The organism is Microbacterium sp. MMO-113 (assembly GCF_037148555.1).
Taxonomy (GTDB): Bacteria; Actinomycetota; Actinomycetes; order Actinomycetales; family Microbacteriaceae; genus Microbacterium.
The window spans coordinates 54,209-78,365 of sequence record NZ_JBBCTD010000002.1 but is presented as its reverse complement, the minus strand read 5'-3'; the positions used below and the strand labels follow the sequence as shown (position 1 = coordinate 78,365).

The 24,157-nt window shown below is 70.2% G+C and carries 23 protein-coding genes; 10 read left to right on the top strand and 13 right to left on the bottom strand.

Going from position 1 to position 24,157, the window contains the following annotated elements; all coding sequences use genetic code 11:
* Positions 1–223: 223 nt before the first annotated feature.
* From WFJ36_RS07305 to WFJ36_RS07295, 3 genes are read left to right on the top strand one after another with little or no spacing between them, the layout of a single operon-like run.
* Positions 224–1,474, top strand: coding sequence for an extracellular solute-binding protein (locus WFJ36_RS07305; RefSeq protein WP_256209365.1), 1,251 nt, complete (start codon positions 224–226; stop codon positions 1,472–1,474).
* Positions 1,475–1,505: 31 nt separating this feature from the next.
* Positions 1,506–2,477, top strand: a complete 972-nt coding sequence (locus WFJ36_RS07300) for a carbohydrate ABC transporter permease (RefSeq protein WP_060923387.1) — start codon at positions 1,506–1,508, stop codon at positions 2,475–2,477.
* Between the two features lie 2 nt (positions 2,478–2,479).
* Positions 2,480–3,406 (top strand): carbohydrate ABC transporter permease, encoded by a 927-nt coding sequence (locus WFJ36_RS07295; protein ID WP_025104200.1) that lies wholly within the window; start codon positions 2,480–2,482, stop codon positions 3,404–3,406.
* Positions 3,407–3,552: 146 nt separating this feature from the next.
* Here the strand turns inward: WFJ36_RS07295 and WFJ36_RS07290 are convergent, their stop codons facing one another.
* Complete coding sequence (locus WFJ36_RS07290) at positions 3,553–4,716, bottom strand: ROK family protein (RefSeq protein ID WP_336643005.1); 1,164 nt, start codon at positions 4,714–4,716, stop codon at positions 3,553–3,555.
* 123 nt (positions 4,717–4,839) lie between these two features.
* On the opposite strand from WFJ36_RS07290, the gene WFJ36_RS07285 reads away from it, so the two are divergent.
* From WFJ36_RS07285 to WFJ36_RS07270, 4 genes are all read left to right on the top strand, one after another.
* A complete protein-coding gene (locus WFJ36_RS07285) occupies positions 4,840–5,937 on the top strand; it encodes an ROK family transcriptional regulator (RefSeq protein WP_336643004.1) in 1,098 nt (365 codons plus the stop codon).
* A gap of 103 nt (positions 5,938–6,040) precedes the next feature.
* Positions 6,041–6,634, top strand: coding sequence for a short chain dehydrogenase (locus tag WFJ36_RS07280; RefSeq protein ID WP_336643003.1), 594 nt, complete (start codon positions 6,041–6,043; stop codon positions 6,632–6,634).
* Positions 6,634–7,176 (top strand): GNAT family N-acetyltransferase, encoded by a 543-nt coding sequence (locus WFJ36_RS07275; protein ID WP_292787699.1) that lies wholly within the window; start codon positions 6,634–6,636, stop codon positions 7,174–7,176. The genes WFJ36_RS07280 and WFJ36_RS07275 overlap by 1 nt, the downstream gene beginning before the upstream one ends.
* Positions 7,177–7,243: 67 nt before the next feature.
* The gene (locus tag WFJ36_RS07270; protein WP_071327977.1) at positions 7,244–8,950 is read left to right on the top strand and encodes a long-chain-fatty-acid--CoA ligase; all 1,707 of its coding nucleotides are present in this window, start codon (positions 7,244–7,246) and stop codon (positions 8,948–8,950) included.
* Positions 8,951–8,959: 9 nt separating this feature from the next.
* Here the strand turns inward: WFJ36_RS07270 and WFJ36_RS07265 are convergent, their stop codons facing one another.
* Complete coding sequence (locus WFJ36_RS07265; RefSeq protein ID WP_071327978.1) at positions 8,960–9,259, bottom strand: chorismate mutase; 300 nt, start codon at positions 9,257–9,259, stop codon at positions 8,960–8,962.
* A gap of 62 nt (positions 9,260–9,321) precedes the next feature.
* Between WFJ36_RS07265 and WFJ36_RS07260 the strand changes: the two genes are divergently transcribed.
* Positions 9,322–10,548, top strand: coding sequence for an AI-2E family transporter (locus WFJ36_RS07260; protein ID WP_336643002.1), 1,227 nt, complete (start codon positions 9,322–9,324; stop codon positions 10,546–10,548).
* Between the two features lie 167 nt (positions 10,549–10,715).
* Here WFJ36_RS07260 and WFJ36_RS07255 read toward each other — a convergent pair whose 3' ends face one another.
* From WFJ36_RS07255 to WFJ36_RS07210, 10 genes are all read right to left on the bottom strand, one after another.
* Entirely contained in the window at positions 10,716–11,633 is a 918-nt protein-coding gene (locus tag WFJ36_RS07255) for an ABC transporter substrate-binding protein (RefSeq protein WP_292787693.1), read from the bottom strand.
* A gap of 35 nt (positions 11,634–11,668) precedes the next feature.
* Positions 11,669–12,388, bottom strand: coding sequence for an ABC transporter permease (locus WFJ36_RS07250; RefSeq protein ID WP_071328089.1), 720 nt, complete (start codon positions 12,386–12,388; stop codon positions 11,669–11,671).
* Positions 12,385–13,077 carry an ABC transporter permease gene (locus WFJ36_RS07245; protein WP_071327981.1) on the bottom strand — a complete coding sequence of 231 codons (693 nt, stop codon included), beginning with the start codon at positions 13,075–13,077 and terminating at the stop codon, positions 12,385–12,387. Before WFJ36_RS07245 ends, WFJ36_RS07250 begins: the two co-directional genes overlap by 4 nt.
* Positions 13,074–13,934, bottom strand: coding sequence for an ABC transporter ATP-binding protein (locus tag WFJ36_RS07240; protein WP_071327982.1), 861 nt, complete (start codon positions 13,932–13,934; stop codon positions 13,074–13,076). The genes WFJ36_RS07245 and WFJ36_RS07240 overlap by 4 nt, the downstream gene beginning before the upstream one ends.
* Positions 13,935–13,986: 52 nt before the next feature.
* The gene (locus tag WFJ36_RS07235) at positions 13,987–14,289 is read right to left on the bottom strand and encodes a DUF427 domain-containing protein (protein ID WP_136051454.1); all 303 of its coding nucleotides are present in this window, start codon (positions 14,287–14,289) and stop codon (positions 13,987–13,989) included.
* Between the two features lie 135 nt (positions 14,290–14,424).
* Positions 14,425–15,861: a dihydrolipoyl dehydrogenase family protein gene (locus WFJ36_RS07230; RefSeq protein ID WP_071327984.1), complete on the bottom strand. Its 1,437-nt coding sequence runs from the start codon at positions 15,859–15,861 to the stop codon at positions 14,425–14,427.
* 274 nt (positions 15,862–16,135) lie between these two features.
* Entirely contained in the window at positions 16,136–16,714 is a 579-nt protein-coding gene (locus tag WFJ36_RS07225; protein WP_071327985.1) for a biotin transporter BioY, read from the bottom strand.
* 75 nt (positions 16,715–16,789) lie between these two features.
* Positions 16,790–18,178, bottom strand: a complete 1,389-nt coding sequence (locus WFJ36_RS07220) for an MFS transporter (protein WP_336643001.1) — start codon at positions 18,176–18,178, stop codon at positions 16,790–16,792.
* Positions 18,179–18,246: 68 nt separating this feature from the next.
* Positions 18,247–19,350, bottom strand: a complete 1,104-nt coding sequence (locus tag WFJ36_RS07215; RefSeq protein WP_336643000.1) for a lactonase family protein — start codon at positions 19,348–19,350, stop codon at positions 18,247–18,249.
* Positions 19,351–19,355: 5 nt separating this feature from the next.
* Positions 19,356–20,642 (bottom strand): adenylosuccinate synthase, encoded by a 1,287-nt coding sequence (locus tag WFJ36_RS07210; RefSeq protein ID WP_071327988.1) that lies wholly within the window; start codon positions 20,640–20,642, stop codon positions 19,356–19,358.
* Between the two features lie 214 nt (positions 20,643–20,856).
* Between WFJ36_RS07210 and WFJ36_RS07205 the strand changes: the two genes are divergently transcribed.
* Complete coding sequence (locus tag WFJ36_RS07205; protein WP_336642999.1) at positions 20,857–21,540, top strand: Pr6Pr family membrane protein; 684 nt, start codon at positions 20,857–20,859, stop codon at positions 21,538–21,540.
* 79 nt (positions 21,541–21,619) lie between these two features.
* Here the strand turns inward: WFJ36_RS07205 and WFJ36_RS07200 are convergent, their stop codons facing one another.
* Positions 21,620–22,981, bottom strand: a complete 1,362-nt coding sequence (locus tag WFJ36_RS07200; protein ID WP_085604283.1) for an NAD(P)-binding domain-containing protein — start codon at positions 22,979–22,981, stop codon at positions 21,620–21,622.
* A gap of 214 nt (positions 22,982–23,195) precedes the next feature.
* On the opposite strand from WFJ36_RS07200, the gene WFJ36_RS07195 reads away from it, so the two are divergent.
* Entirely contained in the window at positions 23,196–24,128 is a 933-nt protein-coding gene (locus tag WFJ36_RS07195; RefSeq protein WP_292787676.1) for a DMT family transporter, read from the top strand.
* Positions 24,129–24,157 lie beyond the last annotated feature (29 nt).

The following is a 24,157-nucleotide window of genomic DNA, read 5'->3' as shown; positions in this document are numbered from 1 at the left end:
CCGATCATAGTATTTCGTCCCAAGAGAGCAACATCTTGATTTGTTTGTTTGCCTGACAAATAATCAGGACGAGTTCCCCCGAGCCCCCGCTCGGACGATCGCGACCACCTCGGCGGCGTGATCATCACGCACCGTCGCGTGGAGTGTTCTGCGACTGTGCACCACCCCCCTCTCCGGAGAGCGGACCCCGCCCGCTGGAGCAGCACCCACAGTGAGGAATGCAATGCCCATGAACAAGTCACGGCGATACGGGGCCGCAGCGGTCGCGGCCGTCGCCACGCTGTCGCTCGCATCCTGCGGTTTCGGTGGATCGGGAGGAGACAGCGGCGGCGGCGACGACGCCAGCACGCTCGACCTGCTCGTCCCCAGCTACTCCGACGCCACGAAGGGTCTCTGGGAAGACGTCATCGACGGTTTCACGAAGGACAACCCCGACATCAAGGTCAACCTCGAGGTGCAGTCGTGGGACAACCTCGAGAAGGTCATCTCCACAAAGGTCCAGGCCGGCGAGGCGCCCGACATCTACAACGGCGGCCCCTTCGCGGGCTTCGTCGAGGACGAGCTGCTCTACCCGGTCGAGGAGGTCGTGTCCGACGACGTCTACTCCGACTTCCAGGACTCCTTCCTCGCCAACGCCGAGGTCGACGGCACGGCCTACGCCCTGCCGATGATCGCCTCCGCACGCGCCCTCTTCGTCAACAACGACCTCCTCTCCCAGGCGGGCGTCGAGGCGCCGACCGACTGGGACTCCCTGCTCGACGCGGCGACCAAGGTGTCCGCCCTCGGCGGCGGCGTCGCGGGCTACGGCATGCCGCTCGGCTCGGAGGAGGCGCAGGCCGAGGCCGCCGTCTGGCTCTGGGGCGGCGGCGGATCCTTCGGCGACGCGTCCGAGATCACCATCGACACCCCGGAGAACCTCGTCGGCGCCGAGCAGATCAAGAAGATGATCGACGCCGGGGCGACCCAGGCCGACCCCGGCTCCACGCAGCGCTCCCCGCTGATGGACATCTTCATCCAGGGCAAGATCGGCATGCAGGTCGGCCTGCCGCCGACGGTCGGCCAGATCGCCGACAACAACCCGGACCTCGACTACTCGATCGTGCCGATCCCGACCAAGGACGGCTCGCCGTTCACCCTCGGGGTCATGGACCAGCTCATGGCGTTCGAGAACGACGGCGACAAGCAGGAGGCGATCACGAAGTTCCTCGACTACTTCTACTCGCCCGAGGTCTACGTGCCGTGGGTGCAGGCGGAGGGCTTCCTCCCCGTCACGAAGTCCGGTGCCGAGGAGCTGTCCGGCGAGGAGTCCCTCAAGCCGTTCCTCGACGTGCTGCCCGACGCGCAGTTCTACCCGTCGACCAACCCGAAGTGGTCGGCAGCGGACGGCGCCTTCAAGTCGCTGTTCGGACAGATCCAGGATCAGCCGGCGGCCGATGTGCTGAAGCAGATCCAGGACCAGGTGGACGCGGGCTGACCCGCGGAACGGAGAGGTTCGGGAATCCCCCATGAGCCAGACGACAGAATCCTCGAACCTCGCGGGGGCGGCCACCGGCCGCCCCCGCACTCCGGACGCCGGGACGGCCGTGCGCGGTCGCCCCGGCGGACGGGACCTCCTGCAAGCGCTGCCGTGGATCGCCCCCGCGCTGGTGCTCATCATCGGCGTGGTGCTGTTCCCCGCCGGCGTCATGTTCTTCAACTCCACCCGTGACATCTCGCTCTCGGGCCTGGACAAGGGCTCGGTCGGCTTCGACAACTTCGTGACCGTCTTCACGTTCCCGGAGTTCTGGCCGATCTTCGTCCGCACGATCGTCTGGGTCGTGTCGGTGGTGCTGTTCACGGTCGTGATCTCGCTCGGCCTCGCGCAGATCCTCAACAAGGCGTTCCCGGGGCGCCAGCTCGTGCGGATGGCGGTCATCGTGCCGTGGGCCGCGTCCGTGGTGATGACCACGATGGTCTTCTACTACAGCCTCGAGCCGTACTTCGGGGTCTTCAACAAGTTCCTCTACGACATCGGGCTCTCCGACGACGCGGTGGGCTACGGCTGGACGAAGAACCCGACGACGGCGTTCGCCTGGTCCATCGTCATCGCGGTGTTCGTGTCGCTGCCCTTCACGACCTACACGATCCTCGCGGGGCTCCAGGCGGTCCCCGCCGACGCGATCGAGGCCGCGAAGATGGACGGCGCCGGCGCCGCCCGCACCTACTGGTCGATCGTCCTGCCGCAGCTGCGCAGCGCCCTCGCCGTGGCGATCCTCATCAACATCATCAACGTCTTCAACTCGCTGCCGATCCTGAAGGTGATGACGGGGTCGATCCCGGGCTACGGCGCCGACACGATCATGACGCTCATCTTCAAGTACATCGAGCTGCAGAAGAAGGTCGACGTCGCGAGCGCCCTGTCGGTCGTGGCCTTCCTCATCGTGATCGCGATCGTCGCGGCCTACGTCAAGATCGTCAAGCCCATGAAGGAGGTCTGATCATGACCGTGACCGAGACCGCCCTCGTGACCACCGCCGACTCCCGCGGACGACGAACCCCGCCGATCCCCGGCCGCCGGCGCCGCTACACCGCGGATCAGGTGACGCTGCCTCGGGTGATCCTGCGCACCGCCGCCGGGTTCCTCGTGCTCGCGATCTTCGTGCTGCCGTACCTCATCATGTTCTTCGGATCGGTGAAGACGAAGGCGCAGATCCGCTCGGTCGATCCGACCTACCTCCCGGTGGAGTGGCACTGGGAGAACTACCTCACGATGTGGTCGACACCCGAGACGCCGCTGCCGTACAACCTCGTCTCGACCATCGTCATCTCCGTGTTCGCGACGCTCCTGGTGCTGCTCGTGTCGCTCCCCGCGGCGTACTACACGGCCCGGTTCCGCTTCCCCGGCCGCATGGTGTTCCTGTTCCTCGTGATCGTGACGCAGATGCTGCAGCCGGCTGTGCTCACGTCGGGCCTGTTCCGGCAGTTCACCGTCCTCGGCCTCGGCGACACCTGGACCGCCATGATCTTCATCAACGCGGCCTTCAACCTCTCGTTCGCCGTGTGGATCATGCACTCGTTCTTCGCCGGCATCCCCAAGGAGGTCGACGAGGCGGCGCAGATCGACGGCGCCGGACGCCTGACGGTCCTGTTCCGGATCAACCTCCCGCTCGTCTGGCCGGGCATCGTCACCGCGATCGTGTTCACGTTCGTGGCCTGCTGGAACGAGTTCGCCGCCTCGCTGGTGATCCTGTCGACGGACAAGAACCAGCCGCTGTCGGTCGCGCTCACGAAGTTCGTCGGTCAGTACGAGACGAGCTGGCAGTACGTGTTCGGCGTCTCGATCGTCGCGATCCTCCCGGTCATCATCCTCTTCATGCTCATCGAGAAGCGTCTCGTCGGCGGCCTCACCGCCGGCAGCGTGAAGTAGCCCGTCCGGGTTCCCGTCCCCGGGTTCCCCTCCGGCACCTCTGCACGACCGCGGCGCGCGTGCAGAGGTTCCGGGCGGATCCGGGCGTGCACCCGTACCCGGATCGTGCAGCCGGAACATCCGAGGGGAGAGGTCAGGGGGCGGAATCAGGAACGGCGGCCGCCGGCGCGGAGCTGCTCCGGGCTCCATCGCACGCCGAGGACCGCGGTGAGCGCAGCCTGCGCGGGACCGGCGGAGGGGGCCACGCGCGGGTCGGCATACCGGATCGGCACGTCGGCGGTGCCGCGCGCGGGGTAGCCGCTCTCAGCGCGGACCCGTTCCAGGAACCGGGGGCCGAGCTCGGTCGCGGGGCCGCCGATGACGATCTCGATCGGATCGAGCAGCGCCCCGATGAGCTTGATGGCCCGGGCCAGTGCCCGCGCGCCGTCGTCGATCAGGGTCTGATCCGCCCGGGCGACGAGGGCACGGACCGCCGAGGCGTCCAGGGCATCCGAGAACTCCTCTCCGAGCATCGGTCCCATCGCAGCCGCCGACTCCAGGCAGCCGCGACGCCCGCAGCGGCACGGGCGGGCGGCGTCGCCAAACACCACCTGCACATGACCGATCTCCCCGGCACGGTCTCGGGGGCCTGGCGCGAGCTCCCCGTCGAGGGTGACCGCGGCGCCGATGCCTCCGCCGCTGTGGATGAACAGCCGGTAGCCCGAGGGGGCGGAGTCGAGTCCGGCCTCCGCGATGGCCTCGGCATCGACGTCGTTGACGAGGAGGACCGGGACGCCCGCGATGCTCTCGAAGCGCTCCGCCAGCGGCACCTCGTGCCACTCCAGCTGCACGCTCTCCAGGACCGTGCGCCCGTCGGTCGTCCCCGGGACCTGCACACCGACCGCGAGCAGCCGCGACCCGTATGCGGCGACGACATCCGCGACCGTCTCGTCGAGGACCCGGTCCCGGGTCTGCATCGTGTAGGAGATGCTGCGTCGTTCGACCTCGGAGCCGTCGAGGGCGACGAGCGCGAGGTACGCACTGGTCGGCTGGACGACGAGCACGAGGATCAGATGGTGCTCCGCGTCGATGCTGAGTGTGGTCGCGCGCTTGCCCCCCGTGCTCACCGCCTGCTCACCTTCGGCGATGAGCCGGTGCTCGATGAGTTCCGCGACGAGGGACGACGCGGTCGCCGCCGTGAGGCCCGTCGTCCGCGCGATGCCGGCGCGGGTCTGGGAACCAGAGGCCTGGAAGACCAGCTGCAGCGCCCGTCGCAGATTCGCTCGCCGAACCGCCGCCTGGGTGTCCAGCGCGTCGTCGTGGGTGAACATCTGCGAGTTCCTTCTCGGGGCCGAGGTGGCGTCGATTGACAGCGCGCGTACCGCTCCGTACGCTCGGTCCGTTAGTTTATTCATTGAACTTAGTCAGCCCGAGCGTCGATCGGGAGGAGCATCGTGCGCTACCCCCAGATCCTAGAGCGCCCCGCCGATCGGGCACGAGCCGCGCAGACACCGGGCAACGGTCACGCCCGCGGCATCCGGGAGCGCAATCGCGCCCTCGTCCTCCGCACGCTCATGGAGCAGGCGGCCCTGAGTCGCGCGGATCTGTCCCGCCTCACCGGCCTCGCCCGCCCCACCGTCTCCGAGGTCGTGCGCGACCTGCTCGCCGACGGCGTGATCCGGGAGAGCGGCCCGAGCCAGGAGTCCCGGCCGGGAAAGCCCGCCGTGATGCTCGAGTTCGACCAGCGCGCGGTCCAGGTCATTGCGCTCGACCTCTCCGCGCCCGACGACATCGTCGGCGCGCTGGCCTCACCCGACGGCCGCATCACGCACCGCCTCCACCGGCCGCGCACCCCGGACGTCGCCGGGACAATCGCCGGTCTCGTCGCCGAGCTGCGGGCCCTCGCCGACGGTCCCGCGCTCGGCATCGGCATCGGCGTGCCCACCGGCTCCTCCGCGCTGCTCGGTCTCGGACCGCGACTCGCGGAGATCCTCGACGCCCCCGTGCGGCTCTTCGACGACGCCGATCTCGTGGCCGACGCCGAGCAGCGGTTCGGTTCCGTCGGCACCGACTTCCTCCTCGTCCGCATCGGCACCCGCATCGGCACCGCGATCCGCGTCGTCGGCGACGACGGCGCCCCTGTGGAGCGCTCCATCGGAGCCCGCGAGCTCGCGCACGTCGGTGCGGGCGGCGATCCGGGCGAGGTCTGCCTGTGCGGGCGCGAAGGCTGCGTCCATGCGTGGGCCGCGGCTCCCGCGATCGCCCGGCGCCTGCAGACCCCAGGCGCGGACCACGCGACGGTGCTCGCCGCCGCCGGCGCCCGGCTCGGCACGTCGCTCTCGGTCATCGCCGCCGCCGTCGACCTTCCCACGATCGTCCTGAGCGGTCCGGACGGGATCGTCTCCCCGGAGTTCGTGGACGCGACGGCCGCCGCGGTCCGTGCCGCCTCGCACCCCTCCCTCGGACCGAGCGTGGTGCCGAGCGCGCTCGACGACGCCGTCCTCCTGGGCGCGGCGACCCGCGTGGTGGCCGCCGAGTTCAGCCCGCGCTGACGGACGCGCCCGTCATCCGCTCCCTCCCGGCCGGGGAGGGATGGGAGACTCGATCCCGCGAGGCGGCCGTCCGTCGTCTCGATCCGTCCTGGGAGGAATCCGCATGAAGGCACTCGTGATCGGCGCAACCGGCAGCATCGGCGGAGTCGTCGCCGCCACCCTCGACGTCCGCGGACACGAGGTCGTGCGCGCCTCCCGCTCCGGCGAGCAGAGCGTGGACGTGACCGATCCGGCCTCCATCCGCAGCCTCTTCGAGCGGGTCGGCCCCGTCGACGCCGTCGTGGTCGCGGTGGGCTCGGTGCCCTTCAAGCCGCTCGCCGACCTCGACCGCGACGACTATCTGGCCGCCTTCACCGGGAAGACCCTCGCGCAGCTCGACGTCGTACGGGTCGCCCTCCACCACGTGACCGACGGCGGCTCCGTCACCCTCACCAGCGGCGTGCTCGCGCGGGAGCCGATCGCGACGGGAGCGGCGGCGGCGATGGCCAACGGCGCCCTGGAGTCGTTCGTGATCACGGCGGCGGCCGAGGCCCCGCGGGGGATCCGCATCAACGCGGTCTCCCCCGACGTGCTGGCGAACTCCCCCGGGTACTTCTCGACCTTCCCCGGCCACCGGCCCGTCACCGACGACGAGGTCGGCCAGGCGTACGTGCGCGCGGTCGAGGGGATCGTCACGGGGCGGGTGCTCACCGTCTGATGGCGCTCTCCCTCACTCCCGTCCCCGCCCTGGCGACCGAGCGGCTGGACCTCGTGCCGCTCGGACCCGAGCATCTCGACGGCACCTGGGCGGCCCTGCAGGAGCCCGAGGTGCTGCGGTTGACCGGCACCCACGCGCGCTTCACCCGGGAGGGCGTCGAGACCTGGCTCCGGTCGCTCGCCGACCGGGACGACCGGGCGGATTGGGCGATCCTCCGTCGCGAAGACGGCGCGCACATCGGCGAGGTGGTCCTCAGCGATCTGGACGAGGAGAACCTCTCCGCAGGGTTCCGCATCGCCCTCGCGGGGCCGCAGTGGTTCGGCGCGGGATACGGGACGGAGGCGACGCGCGCGGTCATCCGTCACGCCTTCGACACCGTGGGACTGCACCGGGTGGAGCTCGAGGTGTACGCGTTCAACCCGCGGGCGCAGCGCGCCTACGAGAAGGCGGGCTTCGTCGTCGAGGGCCGGCGTCGGGAGGCGCTGCGCTGGGACGGCGAGTGGGTCGACGCCATCGTCATGGGCATCCTCGCAGACGAGTGACTGCACGCCGGACGGGCGGGAGCGCAAGGGGGAGGCGGAGCACAGGTCCGTGACGGAGGATGAGGGCATGACCGACGCGCCGCTGTCTTCCCGTCCCTGGCTCCGCTCCTATGCCGAGGGCGTGCCGGCCGATATCGACGAGCCGACGCAGACCCTGCCGCAGATGCTGGCCGGCGGCATCCGGCGGTATGCGCGCCGCCCCGCCCTCGAGTTCTTCGGCGCCGTCACGACCTACCGGGAGCTCGGCGAGCAGATCGACCGCGCCGCGGAAGGACTCCGCCATCTCGGGGTCACGAAGGGCGACCGGGTGGCACTGGTGCTGCCGAACTGCCCGCAGCACGTCGTGGCGTTCTACGCGGTCCTGCGTCTCGGGGCGATCGTCGTCGAGCACAACCCGCTCTACACCGCGCGGGAGCTGCGCCACCAGTTCGAGGACCACGGGGCCCGCGTCGCGATCGTGTGGGACAAGGTCGCCGACACCGTCGCGGGGTTCCCCGACGACCTCCGGGTCGGCCACATCGTGAGCGTCGACCTCACGGCGGCGATGCCCCTGTCGAAGCGCCTCCTGCTGCGACTCCCGGTCCCGAAGGCCCGGGCATCGCGGGCGAAGCTGACCGGCACGCCACGCGCGCGGCACCTGACGCCGTGGAAGAAGCTCGTGTCGCACCGCCGGCTCCCCCGCCGCACCCCTGGGCCGTCGCTGGGCGACACCGCCGTCCTGCAGTACACGAGCGGGACGACCGGGATACCCAAGGGGGCGATCCTCACCCATGCGAACCTGCGGGCCAACGCGATGCAGGGGCGGGCCTGGGTGCCCGGGCTCCGCGACGGCGAAGAGACCTTCTACGCCGTGCTCCCGCTCTTCCACGCCTACGGACTCACCCTGTGCCTCACGTTCGCCCTGAGCATCGGGGCGAAGGTGGTGCTGTTCCCGACGTTCGACCTCGGACTCGTGACCGATGCCGCCCGCACGAGCCCGCCGACCTTCCTCCCCGCCGTCCCGCCGATCTACGATCAGCTGGCCCGCGCGGCCGGACGCGGCACGGTGGACCTCTCCACGGTGCGGTTCGCGATCTCCGGAGCCATGAGCCTTCCCGTCGAGACGGTGCGGCGCTGGGAGGAGGCGACCGGGGGACTGCTCGTGGAGGGGTACGGGATGACCGAGGCCTCCCCCGTCGCCCTCGGCAACCCGATGGGCCCGACCCGGCGGCCCGGCACCGTCGGCGTCCCGTTCCCGAGCACCGAGATCCGCATCGTCGACCCCGACGACCCCGATGTCGAGGTGCCCACGGGCGAGCCCGGCGAGCTGCTGCTGCGCGGTCCGCAGGTGTTCCAGGGCTACTGGGGTCGTCCCGGAGAGACAGCCGAGGCCTTGTTGCCGGACGGCTGGCTCCGCACTGGAGACATCGCCGAGGTCTCCGCCGACGGGTTCGTCACCATCGTCGACCGCCGGAAGGAGCTCATCATCACCGGCGGCTTCAACGTCTCACCCAGCGAAGTCGAGAACGCGCTCGAAGCGCACCCGGATGTCGTGGCGGCCGCCGTCGTCGGGCTTCCCCGGTCGAGCGGCGGCGAAGAGGTCGCAGCCGCCGTGGTCCTCCGGAAGGGTGCCGCCGACGACATGGAGGGCCTCCGCGACTTCTGCCGCACGCGGCTGACCGCCTACAAGGTGCCGCGCCGGATCACCGCCGTCGACGACCTCCCCCGGTCGCTCATCGGCAAGGTGCTGCGGCGAGAGGTGCGGGATCGACTGCTCGCCGCACGCGGGGCCTGACGCGCGGGCTCAGCGCCCCTCCGCGGCCTCGGTGTGGTGGCGGATGACCTCGGCCACGACGAAGTTGAACCACTTCTCCGCGAACTCCGGGTCGAGGTGGGCATCCTCCGCGAGCGCGCGGAGCCGGGCGACCTGCTGCTCCTCGCGGTTCGGGTCGGACGCCGGCATCTCATGCTCGGCCTTGAGGTGGCCCACCTGCTGCGTGGCGCGGAACCGCTCCGCGAGCAGGAAGATCAGGGCCGCGTCGATGTTGTCGATGCTCGCACGCAGCCGGAGCAGTTCGGCCTTCGGATCCTCAGCGGCAGTCATGCCCCTACTCTAGAGCCGCAGATCACCCGGCTTCCGACGAGGGGCACCGCTATCGTGTGCTCATGAGCAACGACCAGTCGCCGGCCTCCGCTCCGCACGCCGGCCAGCGCGGCCCCGCCCCGGACTCCGTCCCCGCCCCAGTCGACGCCGCGCTCGTCGGTGCCGCGGTGGAGGCGCCCGACGCCGTCGCGAAGCCGTCCGTCCCCGTGGTGATCGAGCCGACCACGCCGAGCCGCTCGTTCTGGACGCGGATCGATCGGCCGTTCGTCTTCGGGTTCCTCGTGACCCTCGGCGGTCTCGGGGCGATCGTGATCGGCAGCGCGCTCTACAGCCTCTCCACCGTCCTCATCTACATCGCCCTCGCCCTGTTCGCCGCGCTCGGCCTCGACCCGGCCGTCCGCTTCCTCGAACGCCGCGGCATCTCCCGCGCGCTCTCCGTCGTGGTGACGATCCTCGCTCTCATCGTCGTCGTCGCCCTCGTCCTGTGGATGATCGTGCCCATCGTCGTCGATCAGATCGCCGGGTTCGTGAAGTCGGTCCCCGGCATGATCCAGGACTTCACGAAGTCCGACCTCTACGCGACCCTCAACAACCAGTTCGGCGACCAGTTCCAGGACCTCGTCTCGGAGGTGCAGAAGTTCCTCTCGGACTTCGGGAACCTCGCCACGATCGGCGGCGGCGCGCTCCAGGTGGGCGCGTCCATCGCGAGTGGGATCTCGGGCGCGATCGTGGTGCTCGTGCTGACGCTGTACTTCCTCGCGACCCTGCCGGCCATGCGCCAGGGTCTGCTGCGTCTGGTCCCGGCCCGCGACCGCGACCGCGCCGGCGACATCTCCCAGCAGATCACCGACTCGGTGGGCGGCTACGTGATGGGGATGGTCGTCCTGGCCTTCTGCAACGCGACCCTCGCCCTCATCCTCTACACCGTGCTGGGCCTGCCGTTCCCGCCGCTCATGGCCGCGATCGCCTTCTGCGTCACGCTCATCCCGCTCGTCGGCTCGGTGCTGTTCTGGATGATCGGCACCGTCCTCGCGCTGTTCACGAACCCGATCGCCGCGCTGATCTTCGCCGCCGTCTACCTCGTCTACATGCAGATCGAGGCATACGTGCTCACCCCCCGGGTCATGAACAAGGCGGTGGCCGTGCCGGGCTCGCTCGTCGTCATCGGCGCCCTCGCCGGCGGCACGCTCCTCGGCCTGCTCGGCGCCCTCGTGGCCGTTCCCGTCACCGCCTCGATCCTCATCATCGTCAAGCAGGTGGTCGTGCCGAAGCAGGACTCCCGCACCTGACCCCGGGCCTCACCCCCGGGCACAACTTCGGAGACCCGGGGCGACACACCGTCAGCCGGGGGTCCTCCACGGCGTGTCTGGCGAGATCTCCGAAGCTGTGCACACCGGCAGGCGGGGACGACGAAGCGCCCGACCCCTGAGGGCCGGGCGCTTCGCGGGGAGACGACTCAGATGAGGTCGTTGTCCGTGAGCCACTGCTTCGCGATGTCCTCCGCCGACTTCTGGTCGACCGTGCTCTGCACGTTGAGGGCGACGAGCTCTTCGGCGGTCAGCTTGGCGCTGATGCCGTTGATCACGTCGGCGATCTCGTCGGCCACGTCGCTGGACGCGATGGGGACGACGTTGGAGGCGAGGATGATGTTCTCCGGGTCTTCCAGCGCCACGATGTCCTCGGTCTGGAATGCCGGGTCGGCGGAGTAGATGTCCGCCACCTGGATCTCGCCGGCGAGCAGCGACTCCAGCGTCGTGGGACCGGTGGCCGAGAACGCCAGGTCGACGCCGTAGACCTCCTTGGCCGCAGCAGGGCCGTACGGACGCTGCTCGAACTCGGGCGCCGCGCCGATCGTGACCGGGGTGGTGACGTTTGCGAGGTCGGCGATCGAGGTGAGGTCGTTCTCCTCGGCGAAGCTCTTGAGCACCGTGTAGGTGTCCTGGTCGGATGCCTCCGCGTAGTCGAGCGCGGTGAGGCCGTCCGGGAGCGCGTCCTTCAGGGCGGCGTAGACGTCGTCCGGGCTGGTGGCCGTCGCATCCTTGTCCAGGTACTCGAGCAGGTTGCCCGTGTACTCCGGGAACAGGTCGATCGCCCCAGACTCGACGTCCGGCATGTAGGCGTCGCGCTGGCCGATGCTGAACTTCTCCTCGACGTCGAACCCGGCGGCGGTGAGTGCCTGGGAGTAGATCTCGGCGATGATCTCGTTGGAGTAGTACGCCTGGGAGCCGATGACGATGGTCTCGCTGCCGCCCGAGCCGGACTCCTCGGTCGGGGTGTCGAGGGGATTGCTGCTGGAGCATCCGGCCAGCACGAGCGCGGCGGTGAGAGCGACGCCGCCGGCAAGGGCGAAACGAGATGTGCGTGCGGTGAACATGGGACTTCCTCTTCTCTGGGGGACGATGCTGTGGGTCAGGCGGTCGCGACCGCGCGAGCGGTCGACCGAGTTCGGCGTCTTTGCGGACGCGTGCGCACGCCGCGGGGCACTGCGGCGTGCTGAGCGAGAGCGAGCAGGAGGTCGACGAGGAGCGCCAGCACCGCGACGAGGATCGCGCCGCCGAGCACCTGATCGAAGCGGCGGAGGGGGAGACCTTGGATGATCGGCCATCCCAAGCCGCCCAGGTTCACGTAGGCCGCGATGGTGACGGTGGCGATGACCTGCAGCAGCGCCGAGCGGAGCCCGCCGATGAGCAGCGAGAGACCGAGCGGCACCTCGACCTTCCAGAACACCTGCCACTCTGTCATTCCCATGGCTCGGGCGGCATCGAGGACTCGGCGGTCGATCGCCTCCAGCCCGGTGTAGGCGCCTGCGAGGAGCGAGGGGATCGCCAGGAGGACGAACGTGATGACGGCGGCGACCGGTGTGCGGAGCACCCCGAGCAGCAGCACCAGGAGGATGAGGAGACCGAACGACGGGATGGCGCGTGCGGCACCGGAAATCGCTACGGCGACCTCGCGTCCGCGGCCTGTGTGCCCGATGAGCCACCCGAGCGGGACGGCGATGACCGCCGCGATCGCGACCGAGATCACCGTGTAGAAGATGTGCTGACCGAACAGCACCGGCAGCGCGTACGGGCCTGTCCAGCGGTCGGGTGAGAAAAGCCAGATGAAGGCATCGGTGAAAAGATTCATGCGGCCGATCCCATCGCCGCCGTCCGGCTCACGGCGGCCTTGGTCGCCGTCTTCGTCGCCGTGCGCGTCCACGGCATCAGCGCGCGCCCGGCCAGCACGAGAAGAAGATCGACGATCAGAGCGATCACGACGACGGCGACGACGCCCGCGAACACCTCCTCGATGATGCGGCGCTGGAGGCCGTCGGTGAAGAGATAGCCGAGGTTTCGCACGCCGATCAGCACACCGACCGTCGCCAGCGAGATCGTGCTGACCGCGGTGACACGGAGCCCGGCGAGGATGACCGGTCCGGCGAGCGGGAACTCCACTGCCCAGAACCGTCGGAAGGCGGCGAAGCCCGTCGCGGTCGCCGCCTGTCGCACGTCGTCGTCGACCGAGTCCAGGCCGTCGGCGACGGCCCGGACGAGGATCGCGATCGCATAGATCGTGAGGGCGACGATGAGGTTCGGTTCGTTGATCGCGGAGTAGCCGAGCACCGCGGGAAGGAGGATCAGCAGCGCGAGCGACGGGATCGTGTAGAGCAGACCGGTCAGCGCGATGATCGGTCCCCGCACCAGCCGATAGCGCCATGCCACCCAGCCGAGAGGAAGAGAGAGGACGAACCCGAGCACGATCGGGATGACGCTCTGGCGCAGGTGAGCTGCGGTCAGATCGAGGATCAGCCCGAGGTTGTCGCCGACCCAGTTCACGGGGCCGCCTTCAGCGCGTCGGCTCCGTCGACCACGCCCTCCGGCGCATCGACGATCGCTCCCTGCGTGCGGCCCTCCGAGTCGACGACCACGGTCCCGCGCGCGGTCTGCTTGAGGTGCAGCGCCCGGCGGCCGCGGTCGGCTCCGATGAACGAGGAGACGAAGTCGTCGGCCGGGTTCTCGATGATCTCGCTCGGACTGCCCACCTGCACGATCCGGGCGCCCTTGTCGAGGATGACGACCTGGTCGCCGAGGAGGAAGGCCTCGTCGATGTCGTGCGTGACGAACACGACCGTCTTGTCGAGCTCGTGCTGTAGTCGCAGGGTCTCCTGCTGGAGGTCGGCGCGGACGATGGGGTCGACCGCACCGAACGGCTCGTCCATGAGGAGGATGTTCGGGTCGGCGGCGAGCCCGCGGGCCACCCCGACGCGCTGCTGCTGGCCGCCGGACAACTGGCTCGGGTACCGCTCGGCCAGCGCCTGGTCGAGGCCGACCGTCGTGAGCAGCTCACGGGCCCGCTCATGCGCCTCCTTGCGCTTCACCCCGTTCAGCCGCAGCACGGTGGCCACGTTGTCGATCACGGTGAAGTGCGGCATGAGCCCGGAGTTCTGCATGACGTAGCCGATGCGCCGGCGCAGCGCGACCGGGTCGCCAGACAGCACGCTCTCCCCGTCGATCTCGACCTCCCCCGACGTCGGCTCCACCATGCGGTTGATCATCCGCAGCAGGGTGGTCTTGCCGCAGCCGGACGAGCCGACGAACACGGTGGTCTTGCGGGAGGGCAGCACGAGGCTGAAGTCGTCGACGGCGAGCGTCCCGTCGGGGAAGCGTTTCGTGACGTTACGGAACTCGATCATGAGGGTGTCTCTCCGACGGTCGTGCGGACGTGCGGTCGTTCGTCGTGGCGGACTAGGCCGAGACCTCGACGCCCGGGGCGAAGGCGACGTAGCCGGAGAAGTCCTTGCCGACCCGGTCGAACGCCGACGGGTACGGGTGCGGGTACGACCACGCGAGATCCTTGTGCAGCTCTCCGTCGACCTGGACGGAGTAGTACTGGCACTCGCCCTTCCACGGACACGTGTACGGGGTGGGACTCTCGACGAGCGCGTCCGGCGCGACGGCTGCCGGCGGGAAGTACCAATTCCCCTCGATGCGGATGAGGTCGTCCTGGTCGGCCTCGGCGATGACGTTTCCTGCGAGTACAGCCTTCATGGTCCTGCCTCCTCGGATGTGGGTACGAGCGTATAAGACGGGTGCGACATCCGGCACCGGGTTGCGCGCGGGGTCGTCAATCTGGGACACAATGCGCGTTCTGTTCGTCACGCGTCTGGAATCGGATTGCCCGGATCAGGCGGAGTCGCGGCCGTAGCCCTCCAGGAGCCGCAGCCAGATCTCGCTGATCGTGGGGTAGGAGGGGACGGCGTGCCAGAGTCGGGCGATCGGGACCTCGCCGACGATCGCGATGGTCGCGGCCTGCACGAGCTCGGCGACCTCGGGACCGACGAACGTCGCACCGATCACGACGTCCCGGTCGGTGTCGACGACCAGGCGCGCCTGCCCGGCGAAGCCGTCCTCATAGAGGCTCGCGCCCGCCACCCAGCTGAGGTCGTAGTCGACGACGCGGACGGCGGTCCCGGCATCCTTCGCCGCCGCCTCGGTGAGTCCGACGGACCCGACCTCCGGGATCGAGAAGGTGACCTGGGGCACCGCGGCGTGGTCGGCCGTGGCGACGTGACGGCCCCAGGGCGCGTCGTCCACCGCGTCGCCCTGCGCCCGCGCGACGATGACGTCGCCCGCGGCACGCGCCTGGTACTTGCCCTGGTGGGTCAGCAGCACGCGGCCGTTGACGTCGCCGACGGCGTAGAGCCAGTCGTGCCCGGGGACGCGGAGGGTGTCGTCCGTCGCGATCCAGCGACCCGGCTCGAGTCCGACCGCGTCGAGCCCGATGTCGGCGCTGCGAGGAGAGCGTCCGGTCGCGACGAGCACCTCCGCCGCGGTCACCGTCTCCCCGTTGTCGAGGGTGATGGTCACCCGGTCCCCGTCGCGGTGCACCGCCGTCGTGCCGGTGTCGGTGCGGACGTCGACGCCGAGCTCACGTAGGCCGTCGGCCACGCGCTCTCCGGCGAAGGGCTCCATTCCGCCCAGCAGCCCGCTGCGGGCGAGCAGTGTCACCGACGAGCCGAGCGCCGCGTACGCGGTGGCCATCTCGACCGCGACCACGCCGCCGCCGATGACCGCAAGACTGTCGGGCAGCTCCTCGGCGCTGGTCGCCTCGCGGCTTGTCCAGGGCGACGCCTCCCGCAGGCCCTCGATCGGCGGGATGATCGCATCCGAACCGGTGCTGATGGCGACCGCGTGACGCGCGCGCAGCACCCGGGTGCCGCCGTCCTGGTCGGTCACCGTGACCTCGCGCTCCCCGGTCAGCCGGCCGTGACCCCGGGCGAGGTCGATGTGAGCGGATTCCAGCCACTTCACCTGTCCGTCGTCGGACCAGTTGCTCGTGAAGGAGTCGCGACGCTCGAACACCGCGCGCACGTCGAGCGAGCCGGTCACGGCCTGCGCGGCGCCGGAGACGTGCTGCGCGGCACGGAGCGCCTGGGCCGACCGGAGCAGCGCCTTCGACGGCATGCACGCCCAGTACGAGCACTCCCCGCCGACGAGCTCGCTCTCCACGATGATCGCGGTGAGACCACCCTGCACGGCACGGTCCGCCACGTTCTCCCCGACCGGACCACCGCCCAGCACGATGAGGTCGTATTCGTCGGTCTTCTCGGCAGCAGTCATGCTCGCCCCTCTCGTGGCCGCGGCGGTCCGTGGCCCAGTCTCGCTCATGAGGAACGTCGAGTCACGGGTGAGTTGTTCCCGTCCGCCGATATGCCCGTCCTTCCCGACGTCGGGTTTCGGTTTCGGATCCGGGTCCGGATGCGACGTTCCGGATGCACGACCTGGGGACGGCCGCACGAGAGGGACGAGACGATCCGCCGGCAGACGTGCCGCGGTCGTGCATCTGGAACATGGACGACCGGAGTCGACGGGACGGGCAGGGGCGGTCCGAGGGTCAGGCGACGACGGACGGGACGGGACGACGGTCGGCGAAGGCCCGGGGGTAGGCGCGACGGAGGGCCACGACGATGAGGGTCGCCGCGGTCACCTTGATGAGGTCGCCCGGGAGGAAGGCCAGGGTCGAGAGCGCCGTGAGGTCGAGCGGCACGCCGGTGACGAGAGCCTGGACGGGGATGCCGAAGGCGTAGACGACGAGCACACCGCCGACGAAGGCCGCGAGCGCGGCACGCCACCAGGTCGGGCGACCGGTGCGCATCAGGAGTCCGATGACGACGACGCCCACGATCCAGCCGAGCAGGTACCCGGCCGTGGGGCCGACGAAGACCCCGAGACCTCCGCGTCCGCCCGCGAGGACGGGAAGGCCGACCGCCGCGAGCACGAGGACGAGGGCGACGGACCACGGCGCGACCCGGGGGCCGAGGACGAGACCGGCCAGCATGACGGCGAGCGTCTGTCCGGTGATGGGCACCCCACCGGGCAGCGGGACGACGACCGTGCCGAGCACGATGATGAGCGCGGCGAAGACAGCGACGCGGCCGAGGGTCGCGGAGGTGTCGCGGGAGGTGGATGCCATCGGGTGTTCCTTCCTGAACGGTGTTCACCTGAACACCGTTCACCAGGGTAGGGGTGCCCGCACAGCCCGCGCAAATCACTCCCCAGCGGGCTCCACACTCCTCGTCCGCGGGGCGAGGACGGCCGCCGCCGCACCGATCACCGCGGCGAGCGCGAACACTCCCGCGAACGCATCCACTCCGGCAACGGCCCCGAGCGCGACGAAGAGCGAGCCCGTGACGGCGAGGGCGAGCGCGCTTCCGAAGGAGTCGGCCACGGTCATCGCACCGCTGTTGAACCCCTGCTCCGCCGGGGAGGACATCGCGAGGACGAGCGCGCTGGATCGCGGGCTCATCAACCCCATGCCCGCACCCGCGACGACCCAGGCGAGGGCGGCGAGCAGCGGGGTGGCCTGCGTGACCGTGATCACCAGGATCAGGGCGATCCCGATGACCACGAGGACCGTCCCCACCCGCACCGCGGTCACGCTCGACAGGCGCTCGCCCATCCGCCCCTGGACGGTCGCCGCCGCCGACCAGGCGAGCGCACCCCCGGTCAGCGCGAGCCCGGCGAGGGTCGGCGACAGCAGGTACCGGTCGGTGAGCAGGTACGGCAGGTAGATCTGCGCCCCGAAGAACGCCGCCGCCCCCAGACCGCGCACCAGGATCACCGACGGCAGGCCCCGGCGGGCGACGAGCGCGCCCCGGGGAACGAGTGGGCGCACCGCCGCGATCGCGACCACCACCGCGGCCGCCGACAGGAACGGACCGGCGACCGGGACCTCTCCGACGAGGTCGAGGGCGAGCACGGCGGAGGCGGCGAGCACCGACCACCCCAGCCGCCCGAGAGCCCACGGCGTGGCGGCGTCTCCGCTGCGCGCGAGGCCGCGCAGGGCCGGGACGACCATCAGCAGCGCGAGCACGACGAGCACCACGACCCCGAGGAACACCCAGTGCCAGCTCCACACCTCCGTGACCGCACCCGCGATCGTCGGACCGATCAGCGAGGGGACGACCCACGCGGCGGCGAACCCCGCGAAGATCGCCGGATGCAGGGACGTCGGGTACACCCGGGCGACCACGACGTAGAGAGCCACCATGAGTCCGCCGTTGCCGAGCCCCTGCGCGAAACGGCCCGCGACGAGGACCTCCATGGTCGGCGCGAGCCCCGCGACGAGCAGCCCCACGGTGAACAGGGCGACGGAGGCGTACAGCGGCACCACGGGACCCCGCCGATCGGACCAGTTGCCGGCGACCACCATGCCGATCACGCTCGTCGCGAGCGGTCCGGCGAAGGCGAGCGCGTACAACCGCTCGCAGTCGAGGTCGGCGCTGACCGCCGGCATCACCGTGGTGACCGCCAGCGATTCGAAGGCGCCGAGGAACACGAGGGCGCACGCGCCGATCGTGATCCAGACGTACTCGCCGCCGAGGATGCGGGACGGGGCGGGCGTGGACGGCGCGGTGCGCCCGGTCTCGGTCGTCATGAGGACGACGCTAGAACCTCAAGAATGGTTGAGGTCAAGTCCCGGATGGACGCGGGTCCGGCAGGGAGTCAGCACAGCGGGAGGATGCTTGTCGGCGCGGGAGCCTGCGCCTCGTGCCGGACTCCGAGCGGCGCTCCCGTCCGCTCATCGAGGTCGAGCAGCGTGACGGTGTCGGAGCGCTGACCGGCGACGAGGAGCTTGCCCTGGTAGACGAGGTGGTGTCGCGGCCAGTCGACTCCGGAGTCGGCGAGCGCGACCGGCTCCAGGGCCTCGCCGCTGCCGCGCACCCGCAGAGCCGCGATGGTGTTGCTGCCACGGAGGGCGGTGTAGAGGAACTGACCGTCCTTGGAGCGGGTGAGCTCGGCGGGGAAGTCCGCGCCGACTTGCGCGATGGGGCTGGCCGGAGCCGAGGAGACGACGCCCCAGGTGCCGTCGGCGGCGGCGGCGAGCGTGAAGACCTCGCAGGAGTACTCGGTCACGACATGCAGGTGACCGCTCGGATGCACGACCATGTGGCGCGGACCGGTGCCGCGCGGAAGCACGACCTCCTGGTCGAGGACGAGCCCGGGGCCCTGCAGGCGCCAGAACCGGACGAGATCGAAGCCGAGGTCGGTCGTCGCCACACGGCCGTCCGGCAGGAAGGCGGCGGCGTGCGCGTGAGATGCGCGGCCCGCGTCGCCGTACGGGTCGACCGCGGCGATGCCGTCCCCGGCGGGCGTGGCCGGGGCCGCCTCCGGATCACCGTCGCCGAACAGGGCGGCACGCAGGGCCGCGGCCGCATCCTCCTTCGCCGGCACGAGACGACCATCGGCGGTGAGTGCGAACCGGACGACCCGTCCGTCGCCGTAGCAACTGGCGACGAGCGTCCGGCCGTTCGGCGACACCGCGAGATGACAGACGCCGTCCCCCGTCGCCACCGGATCGCCGAGCGGCGTCAGCGCCAGCTCCCGGGTGCGCGCGAACGCCTGCACGGCGGCATCGCCCTCCAACGCCGCGTACACGACATCGAGGGACGGATGCGCCGCGAGCCACGACGGCGACGGCGTCTGCGTCACGGGTCCGCGGTAGGCGAGCGTCGCGGCCTCACGGCCCTCGTCGCCTGCCAGCACGCCGATCCCCTCGGCGGAGCCCTCCATCGCCGGGCCGTAGCCCCCGAGCCAGAACCGCGTCATGCCGGTCAGTCGAGCAGGTCGTGGCGCACGATCACCTGATCGCGCTCCGGACCGACGCCGATCACCGAGATGCGGGTGTTGCTCATCTCCTCCAGCGCGAGCACGTAGTCCTGCGCCGTCTGCGGAAGGTCCTCGAAGGTGCGCGCGGTCGAGATGTCCTCGCTCCAGCCCGGGAAGTACTCCAGGATCGGCTTCGCGTGGTGGAAGTCGGTCTGGTTCACCGGCACCTCGTCGAACCGCTCCCCGTCCACGTCGTAGGCGACGCACACCGGGATCTGCTCCAGGCCCGTGAGGATGTCGAGCTTGGTGAGCACGAGGTCGGTGATGCCGTTGATGCGCGTGGCGTACCGGGTGATGGGAGCGTCGTACCAGCCCACGCGGCGGGGACGCCCGGTCGTGGTGCCGAACTCGAAGCCCTGCTTGCGCAGCCAGTCGCCCTGCTCGTCGAACAGCTCGGTCGGGAACGGACCGGAGCCGACGCGGGTCGTGTAGGCCTTGACGATGCCGACGATGCGGTCGAGGGCGCCGGGGCCGACCCCGGAGCCGGTCGAGGCGCCGCCGGCCGTGGCCGAGGACGAGGTGACGAACGGGTAGGTACCGTGGTCGATGTCGAGCATCGTGGCCTGACCGCCCTCGAACACGACGACCTCGCCACGGCTCAGGGCCTGGTCGATGAGGTAGCCGGTGTCGGCGACCATCGGACGCAGACGCTCGGCGTAGGAGAGCAGGTCGTCGACGATCTCGTCGCAGGTGACGGCGCGGCGGTTGAAGACCTTCACCAGGAGGTGGTTCTTCTGGTCGAGGGCGCCCTCGACCTTCTGGCGCAGGATGTTCTCGTCGAAGAGGTCCTGCACGCGGATGCCGACCCGGTTGATCTTGTCCGCGTAGGCCGGACCGATGCCGCGGCCCGTGGTGCCGATGTTGCGCTTGCCGAGGAAGCGCTCGGTGACCTTGTCGAGCGTGCGGTGGTACTGGGTGATGATGTGCGCGTTCGCGCTGACCTTGAGCCGCGAGACGTCGATGCCGCGGGCGGACAGGGCCTCCAGCTCGGAGAAGAGCACCTCGAGGTCGATGACCACGCCGTTGCCGATGACCGGGTTCACGCCGGGCGACAGGATGCCGGAGGGCAGCAGGTGCAGGGCGTACTTCTCGTCGCCCACGACGACGGTGTGCCCGGCGTTGTTGCCGCCGTTGAACTTCACCACCCAGTCGGTGCGCTCACCGAGCAGATCGGTGGCCTTGCCCTTTCCTTCGTCGCCCCACTGCACGCCGACGATAACGATTCCTGGCATGGGTAACCCCTTGGCTTTCGCCGGGTTTGCACCGGCCGATGAGCTGGCCCTCTTCGGGCGCTCCCATCCTATCGGCAGGCCTCCGACAGCCCCCGGGAAGCTCGATACGGGACGGAATATGCTCCTGATCCGGCTGTCGGAAGCACGGTTTTAATCCCGCATCGTGCCGGGAGGGCGCGGTTCCCATCCCGCTACAGTGTCGACGGAGGTGGCGATGACGCGGTGGTGGCCCTACATCCGACTCGCGGCGGCGGCGCTCGCGGTGGCGGCGATCGTGGCGCAGCTCGTGCGCACGCTGGAGATCGCCCTCGCCGCGGACACCGCGTGGGGCGCGCACCTGCCCACCGTGTTCGCAAACTTCTTCAGCTTCTTCACGATCCTCTCCAACGTGCTGGCCGCGGTGGTGCTGGCCGTCGGCGGGATCTGGGCGCTGACGCACCGCGACGCGAGAGTCGAGCCGACGTGGCTGGCGACACTCCTCGTGTGCGCGAGCACCTACATGATCGTCACGGGCGTCGTCTACAACACGCTCCTCCGCGGGATCGCGCTGCCGCAGGGGGCCACGGTCGCCTGGTCGAACGAGGTGCTGCACGTCGTCATCCCGCTCGTCCTGCTCGCCGACGTGCTGTTCGCGCCGCGTCGTCGCGCACTCGGCTGGGGCGCTGTGGGGATCGCCGCGATCTTCCCCATCGTGTGGGTGATCTACACGCTGCTCCGCGCGAACCTCGTGACCGCACCCGCGACCGGGATCCCGTGGTGGTACCCCTACCCCTTCCTCGATCCCGCGCTGAACGGCGGCTACGGCGGCGTCGCGCTCTGGGTCCTCCTCATCGCCGCGATCATCCTCGCCGCTGCCGCGCTCGTCGTGGGGATCGGGCGGCGTCGGGCCCGGCTGTGACCCACCCCTTCCCGTGCGCCCCACCCCCTTGCGAACGTACGAAAAGGGGTGGGACGGCCGGAAGGGGGTGGGTCGGCGATCAGACGAGGAGCGCGTCGGCCTCGAGGTAGCGCTCGAGGGAGTCGTCGAGCTCGTCCAGCCACGGGGTGTGGTGTGCGGCGGCGAGCGTCCCGGTCATGACCGAGGGGTACACGCGGTCGCGGTAGCCCATGATGTCGGCCTTCTTGTCGTGTTTCCAGGCGAGGAAGATCTCCACGACGCGATCGAGGTCGAACGCCGGATAGTCGGTGCACTCCAGCAGGTCGCGGATGTAGTCGGCCTGGAAGCGGATCTCCGTCGCCGCCGAGTCGATCTCCGCGAACCGCTTCCGCCACGCGGCGATGGACGCGGCGCGCTCGCCCTCGTCGGGCAGGGCGATCCGGCCGAGGATGACGTCGCGCACGAACCACGCCTGCGCGTCGAACATGTTGAACGTGAACCACTGGTCCTGCGCGCCGAGGTAGGCCAGGCGTGGATTGCCCTGCCAGAGCACGCCCCGGTACAGCCCGTCGGGGTAGACGTTGTTCGGCGAAGACAGGGCGAGCTCCGCGGGCAGGAACGGGTACTTGTGCAGGTAGCCGGTGCAGAGGATGACCGCGTCGACCTCCTTCGAGGTGCCGTCGGCGAAGTGCACGGTGCGGCCCTCGAAGCGCTCGACGCACGGACGCTCCTCGAAGCCCTCCGGCCAGTCGTAGCCCATCGGCGCGGTCCGGTAGCTCGCGGTGACCGAGCGGGCGCCCATCTTGAAGGCCTGGCTGCCGATGTCCTCCGCCGAGTAGCTCGACCCGATCACGAGCACGTCCCGCCCGGCGAGGGCCTCCGCGCCCCGGAAGTCGTGCGCGTGGGCGACGGATCCGGGGAAGGTCTCGATGCCGTCGAAGTGCGGCACGTTCGGGAAGGAGAAGTGCCCGCTGGCCACGACGACCCGGTCGAACTCCTCCGTGGTCGTGCGTCCGGTCGGCAGGTGCTCGCTGGTGAGACGGAAAACCTCACGGTCCTCGTCGAACTCCACCCAGCGCACCGCGGTCTCGAAGCGGATGAGGTCGCGCACCTGCGTCTTCGCGAGACGCCCGGCGATGTAGTCCCACAGCACCGGACGCGGCGGGTACGACGAGATCGGCCGTCCGAAGTGCTCGTCGAAGGTGTAGTCGGCGAACTCCAGGGCCTCCTTCGGGCCGTTCGACCACAGGTTGCGGTACATGCTGGAGTGCACGGGCTCGCCGTACTCGTCCAGCCCGGTGCGCCAGGTGTAGTTCCACTGGCCGCCCCAGTCGGCCTGCTTCTCGAAGCAGACCAGTTCGGGGATCTCCGCCCCCGCGCGGGCCGCGGACTCGAAGGCCCGCAGCTGCGCCATCCCCGAGGGGCCGGCGCCGATGATCGCTACTCGTTCACTGTTCGTCACGTATCGTCCTCAAACTCTTCCGTCATGTATCGGGCGCAGCCGTATCCGGGAGAGGAGGACAGTTCTTCCCCGGTGGGAGCGGAACGCTCGACCTGCCCGGACAGTGGCTGCTCTTCGACGTTAGCAGCGCCCCGCGGCGACGCTGGCGGGAATGCGACGACGGCTGTCGCTTCCGCGCATCGCCGATGTCGGCGGCCGGTGCCAGGATCGGACGGTGCGACAGGACATCAGGGCATCGGAGCGGCTCGACCCGCAGGGCTCGCCGGCGCGATCGCGCGGCGCCCTGGTCCTGCTCGCGGCCGCGGTGACGGTGGTGCTCTGGGCCTCGGCCTTCATCGGGATCCGGGGCGCGGGGCCGCACTACGACCCCGGGGCCTTGGCGCTGCTGCGCATGGCCGTGGGCACCCTCGTGCTGACGATCATCGCGCTGCGGCACGGCATCCGGCTCCCGGAGCGCCGCCACTGGCTGCTGATCGCCGCGTGGGGTGTCGGATGGTTCTGCGTCTACAACCTGGCCCTCAACAGCGCCGAACGGACCCTCGACGCCGGGACCGCCGCGATGGTCGTCAACCTGGCGCCGCTCATGGTCGTCGTCTTCAGCGGTCTCTTCCTCCGGGAGGGATTCCCCCGCCCCCTCGTGATCGGCGCCCCCATCGCCTTCCTCGGGGTGGTCCTCATCGGCATGAACTCCACCAGCAGCACCGGCCCCGACCTCACGGGCCTCCTGCTGGCCCTTCTCGCCGCGGTCATGTACGCGGGGTGCACCCTGCTGCAGAAACACCTGCTCACCTCGGGGGTCGACGCCACCACGCTGACCTGGCTCGGTGCGGCCGCCGGCACGATCGCCCTGCTTCCCTGGCTCGGCGCGTTGATCGCCGACGTGCAGACGGCGCCCCTCGACGCGACGCTGTGGGTGGTCTACCTCGGCATCTTCCCCACCGCCATCGCCTTCACCACCTGGGCGTACGTGCTGCAGCGCAGCACCGCGGGGAAGACCTCCGCGACGACATACGTGGTCCCGGCCCTCGCGATCGTCCTGTCGTGGCTGATCCTCGGGGAGGTGTCCACCCCGCTCATGTTCGTGGGTGGCGCGCTGTGCCTGCTCGGGGTGCTCATCACGCGCATGCGCGGGCGGCGCTCGCGCTGAGCGCGCCGCCCGCGCGGGTCGAGGTCGGT